Origin of the sequence: Sorlinia euscelidii, assembly GCF_036452135.1 — a bacterium.
Classification (GTDB): domain Bacteria; phylum Pseudomonadota; class Alphaproteobacteria; order Acetobacterales; family Acetobacteraceae; genus Sorlinia; species Sorlinia euscelidii.
Genome location: NZ_JAWJZZ010000011.1, coordinates 1 through 7,453 on the forward strand (window position 1 = coordinate 1; position 7,453 = coordinate 7,453).

Genomic DNA, 7,453 nt, shown 5'->3' on the forward strand with positions numbered 1-7,453 from the left:
ATCGAGCAACCAGTAACGTCGGAGGGAAAAGCCGAGATTCTGCATGATCGTCCTTTTACCATCCACCTGATAACAGGCGGTCACGTCGGCCCGGCGGGCGGTCCAGACAATATCGGCGATTCAATTCTTGATGTTGTTTTGGATAACGCAAACCATCTTCCGGCTCAAGCTGGCAGTTTGGCCAAAGCGAGGCATTTCCGCATCAGGCTCGGGAGGGCCTGATCGGGGAGATCCTCCATCGCGCACGGCACCGCATCGACAATCATCTCCGGCGTCATGAGGGGGGCGAGGCACGATGTCCTCGCGGCGTTCCATGAAGTGACTTCTACCTCATATACGTCAAGATAAAGGGTCAGGTGCGTAAATACATGTTTGACCCGCCCGAGATACAGCCATGGTCCGGCGGACGCACCTTTCTGCAGGCTATCAGGCGGCGCGGAAACGGAAATCCAGTCACTTCCGGGGAGCGCCATCATCGCCGCGAGGAGCCCCTTATCCGGCCGTTTTCGCAATAAAACAGAGGGGCCCGGTCCGCGGATGATCAACGCCGTGCCATGGCTGTCGGGACGCTGTTTTTTAGGCGCTTTAACCGGGTAAGATTCAGCTTTTCCCTGTCGATGCGCGGCACAATCCTGCTGCCACGGACATAACATGCATTTCGGCCGTCGCGGCGTGCAGATTGTGGCACCTAGATCGAACAAAGCCTGCGCGAAATCGGACGCCCGCGCCTGCGCAGGCGCGTCGTCATTCAATGTCGCGGCGAGAGTGGCAAGGTGCTTCTTCCCGGCGGGGAGCGGCGTCCCGGCTGCAAAGAGCCGCGCCGTAACGCGCTCGACATTGCCGTCAACCGGGATGACCGGCACATTGAAGGCGATGGAGGCAATGGCCCGCGCCGTGTAGGGGCCAATGCCCGGCAGGGCTTCCAGAGCCGGGACGGTTTGGGGGAAAGCGCCGCGCGCCGCCAGTTCTTGCGCGCAAAGATGCAGGTTGCGCGCCCTGCTGTAATAGCCCAGCCCGGCCCAGGCCGCCATGACGTCATGCTGCGGTGCCGCGGCCAAAGCTTGAACCGAAGGGAAACGCGCGATAAACCTCAAAAAATAATCATGTACCGTCACAACCGTTGTTTGCTGCAGCATTATTTCGCTCAGCCAGACGTGATAGGGGTCCGATTTCTGCCCCGGCAAGGCGCGCCACGGCATGATGCGGCGGTGATGATCATACCAGAGCAGCAGTGAGGCAGCAGAGAAGGTCACACGAGCGATATGAAGAAATCCGACACAGCGCGCAAGCCCAGGACGACCCGTCCCGCGCCCGGCCCGGTGGAAAAAGAGGCGCGGCGTGTTTTCGGCATGAGGGCGCTCGGCGCCTTGATTGATCCTGTCGCCCGCCCTGCCCTGAAACGCCGGCCCAGCCTCGCTGTGCAGATTATCCTCGATTGGCCACATATTGTCGGGCCTTCCTTGGCGCGAATGTCAACGCCAAGGAAATTGTCAGGCGGCACATTGACAATCGCCTGTGCCGGGCCTGTCGCGGTTGAGATGCAATATCTGATTCCCCAACTCCTGGAACGCATCAATGGCTTGGCGGGTGGGGCGTCTGCACGCGGAGGTCGTCAATCCCCGCTACTTTTCAGGGACCAATCCTCGATCGTGACCCGGGTGCGAATCATTCATGATGCGGTTCTGGAAGAGGTTACTGAACGTCCAGCGCGCATACCGGCGGAGCCGATCACGATTGAAGAAGGTCATCATCAGCCGATCCAGGATGTATTGCAACGATTAGGGGGTCTTATCTCCGCGCGGGAACGCGATAAACCGCCTTCCTGAAACGACATCCACTGGCGTAACCCGGCTTGATTCTCAGGGCCGCTTTGTGCGACTGCGTGCCGATATTCATAAATTTGAGTCGGGTTAATCCCGTCCGCGTCCAGGTCGATCGCTGCGACCCGTCGATGCATCGTGAGAGGATTATAACAGGATGAACGCGGAACCCATCGATATTCTTATCCTGGCGCCACAATTTGCCCATGCTCAGGCGCCCAGGACGCATGAATATATCCTGCATGATTATGAATCCATTGAGGCTATCGGCGCGGCAGCGCACAGGATAAGGGGGCTCATCACAGATGGTGCGCGCGGCGCGCCGCGAGAACTTCTTGAGGCTCTACCGAATCTTGAAATCATCAGTGTCTGCGGCGTGGGCTATGATCGGATTGATCTGGAAACATGTCGCCGTCGACAGATCAACGTCACGACGGCACGTGGGGTGCTTTCGGCCGACGTTGCGGATATGGCCCTTGCCCTGACATTGGGCGTTTTACGACGCGTCGTCGCTGCTGATCGCTTCGTCCGCGCGGGCGATTGGCGCCCGACGCATCATTTCCCGCTTTCCACGTCACTGAAAGGCAAGCGCATGGGCATTGTCGGGATGGGCGATATCGGCATTGAAATCGCGCGGCGTGCGCAGGCTTTCAGGATGGAAGTCGGCTACCATAATCGTCGCATCAAAGAGGACAGCCCTTTTTCCTACCACCCCGACCTGATCTCGATTGCCCGCTGGTCTGACGTGCTTGTCCTGTGCCTTCCCGGGGAGACGCGACACGGCACGTGGTCAATAAGGACGTGCTGGATGCGCTGGGGCCTGACGGGTTTCTCATCAATGTAGCGCGTGGCTCCGTGATCGATGAGCCCGCCTTGATCTCGGCGCTTCAGGAACGGCGGATCAAAGGGCAGGGCTGGACGTCTTCGCCGATGAGCCGCATGTGCCGCCGACTCTGAAATCATGTGACAACGTTGTTCTGCAACCGCATATCGCCTCCGCCACGCGGGAGACACGGGCTGAGATGGCGGCGCTCGTTTTCCGAAACCTCGACGCGCAATTCGCTGCGCGCCCTTTACTGACGCCACTCGCCTTTTGAGCTGTCGGGACGTGCGGCCGTGTCGCGCCTTGTCACGTTTCGTGATTCGCGCGTTAAACCGTACTGTAACGTTTCGGCGTTCACGCTTGCGACAGTGTTTATCCGGTTCACAAGCGTTTCTGCGCGTCGGTTAAGGGGAGAGAACCACCTATTTCGGTATAAATCTCGTTTTTCCCTTGACGATATCGCGATTTTCGCGGTCGTACTCTTCGTTTGCCGTTAAAACAGGCTTAGTATTTCGGGCTGATGCGTTACGGAGATATGGCGGTATGAGCACGCGGGGAAGATCATCACATTCGGCGAGATCCTCGTCGAAATTGTCGCGGACACGGTGGGTGTCGGCTTCCAGGAAACGATGGGTTTGCGTGGGCCATTCCCTTCCGGTGCACCCGCGATTTTTATTGATCAGGTGGCGCATCTCGAAGTGCCCTGCGCATTATCTCCTGCGTCGGGGACGATGATTTCGGGCGATTAAATATCGCGCGCCTCGAGCGCGACGGTGTCGATGTCTCTGCCATCGCATTTTCCCCCAATCTCACGACAGGCAGTGCTTTCGTCCGTTATCGTCCCGATGGATCGCGGGATTTCGTCTATAATATTCGTGGCGGCGCCTGTTCGGAAACGCGACTGACAGCGGCAGCGCATCACCTGCTTGATCAGACCGCGCATTTCCACCTCATGGCTCGTCACTCTTTTCCCCGATCATGATTGAGGAAGCGATGATTGCCGTGCAGAAAGTGCGGGAGAAAGCGGCAAGGTTTCCTTTGATCCGAATATACGTAAGGAGATGCTATGCGCCCCCGGAATGCGCGGCGCCATGCTGAATATCCTGAAATGCTGCGATCTTTTCCTCCCCAGCGGCAATGAGCTGGTGGCCCTCACCGACGCCACGGATGAGGAAGGCGCTATTGAAGAAATCTTCCGCCTCGGCGTGTCGGAGGTCATCGCTTCAGATGTGGCCCGATCCCAATCTCGGAAGAACATGGGTGACGATCATTTGGGTGACTGTTCGTTCAAAAAGCTTGCTCGCCGACAGCCGTTCAAGCGGCAGGCATGTGCTTGTCGGAGATGATGCGAGGTCGAGCTGCTGGGAAGAACAAGCCATTTCGGCGATTGAAGCAGGTATGGCATTGATGTCTTTGATATTTGCCGCAACTTCGACAGCGTCGATTGACGTGTTTCGCGGCGGCATCGGGCTCTGGCTCACTTCCGACACTGCCGAAATATAATTCGGGTTCGGGATAAACGCGCCAAATTCCGGGACATCGTCGTGCCACGCGAGGGTTTTGACGCCCACAACCTGTTGATTGGAGATCGAGGCGCTCGCCGCCCATTCATCCGCCACCCAATATTTCGTCGCGAACCAGATATCGCGCAATTCTCGTTTTGCCTCTCCAGGGGGTAGGACTTCCTCGGCAAATTGAAATGAATCGGTGACGTTGAAGAAATTCTTCGTCGGGCGGACATAATAGAGGTAGATCGTGCGATGAGGCTTGACCCGCGTCAGCATCTCACTGATTCTCGTCGCGTGACTCAACGATTCTGTCAGAGGGAGATAAGCGGATCTTTCCCCCGCCGCACCTTTACCTGCTAAAAAGCGATTGAGATCTCTCTCCGTGCCGATGCTTGTCATGCCTGAAGAGAAGACGCTTTCCGGCGCTTGGAAGGATACGGTGTAGACGACCAAAGGCGGGGTTTTGGCGTAACTCACTGAAGTAAACACCGTCGACACGATGAAGAGCGAGGCTTTGAGAAGTTTCATGGGATTTTTGATTCCGTGAGCTTGGGGTGAATTCGGATCTCTGCGAACATCTGGTCCTGCCCGCGTCATTGACGCGTCACTCTGAAGACACTTTTCGCGGCAGGACCGATATTTTCAGCTATCGCGGATGGGTGAAGGTTTTTCCGGGCGATAGACGTGACAAGACACGCGCGAGGTCAGGACTTAAAGCTCGTCATGACCTGGCGCACTCCAAAGCTGACCTGAGGTCGAACCCATAAGGATGCCGGCAGCAATCATTTTTGCGATCGTCCGTTGATAAACCGTTTCGATCGGAAGGTTCTCAAGAGGCGTGCACTGATGTGAAGAAGATGATGTGCCGAGGCGTTTTGATTGCGGGTCACACGGTATATTGGCGACAAAGGCCGCCATGTAGCCAGCGCCGTGCGGCTCTACGGCAACATCGAGATTATTCAATGTTTCGTTGCGTACCGGCAGGGGTTGAGGATTCACCTGCGCCGGGGCAAAAATATAATCTTCATTATCAGCCAGATGGGTCAAACCCCGAGGATTATGACGGTCACCATAGATATATACCGCCGCAATCTGGTCGCTCGTGATCGAACTGGTCGCCGCCCAGGCATAGGTGAGTGAGTGTCTTTCTGCTTCCATCACGTGACGAATGTTGAGAGTTGTTTCAGGGTCTGGAATGGCTGTACTGGCAAATTGAAGAGATCGCATCACGTTATAGAAATTTGGTGTCTGTCGGACCTCGTAAACGTAAAGCGGCGTCCCAGGGTTAGCGTTGGCTATTTGCTCGGCGCGTTCCATCACGACATAAAGATGGTCGAAAAGAGGAATGAAGCGGGCGCGTCCCTCCCTTACTGACGAACCGGCGACGAAATGGAGGAAGTCACTGTCATCACCCGCAATTGGAAAGCCTTCGGCGAAAACTTTCTCCTTCGGATCGAAAGATATTTTATAGAGTTTTTTTTGCGTATCTTCAGCGTGGCCTATCGAAACGAACAACGATGAGATGACAAAAAGCGAGGCGGCTAGAACTCTCATGTTAACCTCCATTATTATATTTATAAGGTGAAGAAAAAGCCAGATTGATGGATTATTTGAAAAGATTTTTCTCAGAAAATAAAGGTATGGTTCGACGCGTCTTTGGCAGTCGTTTGTACAATATCCCGACTTCATCGTCCTCTGTTCGTGATCGGCCATGTCGTCGGGATTGTGATGCGCGGTTTAAAGCTCATCATGTCCGGGTACGACGAGCAGTTGCCCTGAGGTCGAACCCATAAGGATGCCGGCCGCGATCAATTTCGCGACCGTCTTGCCGTAAAGCGCGTCGAAAGAAAGCTTATTTACCTGCAGGGGGCAGCTATCGGTCTGGGATGCGCCCAGACGTTGGGGTTTCGCGTTACATACCATAGAGGCGATCGGCCCGGGTATAAAGCCGGCCCCTTCCGGGTCTTCCGCCACTGCGGCGGCTTCAACTGTCGCATTTCTTATTGGCAGCGGATTAGGGTTTACCTGTGGTTCATCGAACATGTAATTCGGGTTACGTGTGAGGTCGCCCGGTACGAACCTGCCATTCACCAGACGCAGCTCTCTCACGCCGATAATCTGCTCGACGGGAATCATTCTGGTGGATGCCCACATAGAGGATGTCCACGTGCGCGATGAAAGCCATGCTGTGCGCATCTGGGTTCTCGCCTCACCTGCCGGCAGCACACTCATGGCAAATTGTAGCGATTCCTCGACGCTATAAACATTTTCTGTCGGGCGGACTTCATAGACGTAAAGCGGATCAAAGTGAAAATGTTCCGCGATCTGACTTAAGATACCCGTCAATCTATCCATTTCTCCCATTAATGAGATGTAATGTTGGTTTGTGCCAAATTGCCAACCCGCTGCCGCCCAATATTGCATTCTCTCATCAGGCAGGCTTATCCCGCGACCCTGATCAATAACCTCTGCGGGCGGCTGAAAGGAGAAGGTGTAGACTTTATCGGGCGGGCTTACGGCGTAACTTGCCGTGGAAAAAATTGACGAGGCTATAAAGAGCGTGGTTGCCAGAAATTTCATGATGAATTCCATTCTTATTATGATGATGCGATAGTCAAACCAGAGTGATGCGCTGCGACATCGGCGTGCTTCGGCGTCGCGCGACGCGACCCCTCAATGAGGATGCGCCTTCAGACGGTCGTCACTCAAAGCTCGTCATGACCGGGCTCTTTCCAGAGTTGACCTGATGTTGTCCCCATAAGGATGTCGGCAGCGATCATTTTCGCGATTGTCTTGCTGTAAAGCGTATTAAGGGACACACGTTTAAGGGGCAGGCATGGGGTGGACGGGGTTGCGCCGAGGCGTCTCGGTTGCGCGTTGCACCCGTCAGGGATAATCGCGCCCGGGATGAAGCCGACACCGTGCGGGTCTTCAGCAACAACCGCTTCTTCAACCGTTTCATTCCGCACAGGCATCGGGCGGTGGCTTGCTTCTGGCAATGCGTAGAGGAAATTCGGATTGTAAATAAAGGTTTGCCTTCTCAGCTCCCCATTGACCCAATGATACGGCGCTGCACCAAAAATCTGCGCGCCGGAAATTTCGCCGTCGGCCGTCCATATCCCTTGCGCCCAATGAGCCGTCGCGAGCCATGTTTGATACAGTGTCTGTCTTGCCTCGCCAAGCGGAAGAGCATCACGTGCAAAACGCACTGACTCTTGCAAATTGTGAAAATTGTTGGTCGGGCGAATTAAGTAAATATAAGCGGTCCGATTAGGATAGTTCCGAGCGAAGTTTTCGACGAG

10 protein-coding genes are annotated in these 7,453 nt (G+C 55.4%); 5 read left to right on the forward strand and 5 right to left on the reverse strand.

Annotation, left to right across the window (positions count from 1 at the left end):
- Positions 1–164: 164 nt before the first annotated feature.
- Entirely contained in the window at positions 165–1,199 is a 1,035-nt protein-coding gene (locus CGLAMM_RS11260) for an A/G-specific adenine glycosylase (RefSeq protein WP_394819704.1), read from the reverse strand.
- 63 nt (positions 1,200–1,262) lie between these two features.
- Here CGLAMM_RS11260 and CGLAMM_RS11265 point away from each other — a divergent pair, with 63 nt between their 5' ends.
- From CGLAMM_RS11265 to CGLAMM_RS11285, 5 genes are all read left to right on the forward strand, one after another.
- On the forward strand, positions 1,263–1,826 hold the full coding sequence (locus tag CGLAMM_RS11265; RefSeq protein ID WP_394819109.1) for a DciA family protein: 564 nt from the start codon (positions 1,263–1,265) through the stop codon (positions 1,824–1,826).
- Positions 1,827–1,977: 151 nt separating this feature from the next.
- Complete coding sequence (locus CGLAMM_RS11270; protein ID WP_418115721.1) at positions 1,978–2,664, forward strand: NAD(P)-dependent oxidoreductase; 687 nt, start codon at positions 1,978–1,980, stop codon at positions 2,662–2,664.
- Positions 2,622–2,777: an NAD(P)-dependent oxidoreductase gene (locus CGLAMM_RS11275; protein ID WP_418115722.1), complete on the forward strand. Its 156-nt coding sequence runs from the start codon at positions 2,622–2,624 to the stop codon at positions 2,775–2,777. The genes CGLAMM_RS11270 and CGLAMM_RS11275 overlap by 43 nt, the downstream gene beginning before the upstream one ends.
- Positions 2,762–2,917, forward strand: a complete 156-nt coding sequence (locus CGLAMM_RS11280; protein WP_418115723.1) for a hypothetical protein — start codon at positions 2,762–2,764, stop codon at positions 2,915–2,917. Before CGLAMM_RS11275 ends, CGLAMM_RS11280 begins: the two co-directional genes overlap by 16 nt.
- A gap of 438 nt (positions 2,918–3,355) precedes the next feature.
- Entirely contained in the window at positions 3,356–3,625 is a 270-nt protein-coding gene (locus tag CGLAMM_RS11285; RefSeq protein WP_418115726.1) for a PfkB family carbohydrate kinase, read from the forward strand.
- Between the two features lie 241 nt (positions 3,626–3,866).
- Here the strand turns inward: CGLAMM_RS11285 and CGLAMM_RS11290 are convergent, their stop codons facing one another.
- The 4 genes from CGLAMM_RS11290 to CGLAMM_RS11305 form a co-directional block, all read right to left on the reverse strand.
- Positions 3,867–4,679, reverse strand: coding sequence for a hypothetical protein (locus CGLAMM_RS11290; protein WP_394819913.1), 813 nt, complete (start codon positions 4,677–4,679; stop codon positions 3,867–3,869).
- A gap of 183 nt (positions 4,680–4,862) precedes the next feature.
- Complete coding sequence (locus tag CGLAMM_RS11295) at positions 4,863–5,864, reverse strand: hypothetical protein (RefSeq protein ID WP_418115724.1); 1,002 nt, start codon at positions 5,862–5,864, stop codon at positions 4,863–4,865.
- 24 nt (positions 5,865–5,888) lie between these two features.
- Entirely contained in the window at positions 5,889–6,743 is an 855-nt protein-coding gene (locus CGLAMM_RS11300; protein ID WP_418115546.1) for a hypothetical protein, read from the reverse strand.
- A gap of 113 nt (positions 6,744–6,856) precedes the next feature.
- Positions 6,857–7,360 (reverse strand): hypothetical protein, encoded by a 504-nt coding sequence (locus CGLAMM_RS11305; RefSeq protein WP_418115725.1) that lies wholly within the window; start codon positions 7,358–7,360, stop codon positions 6,857–6,859.
- Between the last annotated feature and the right edge of the window lie 93 nt (positions 7,361–7,453).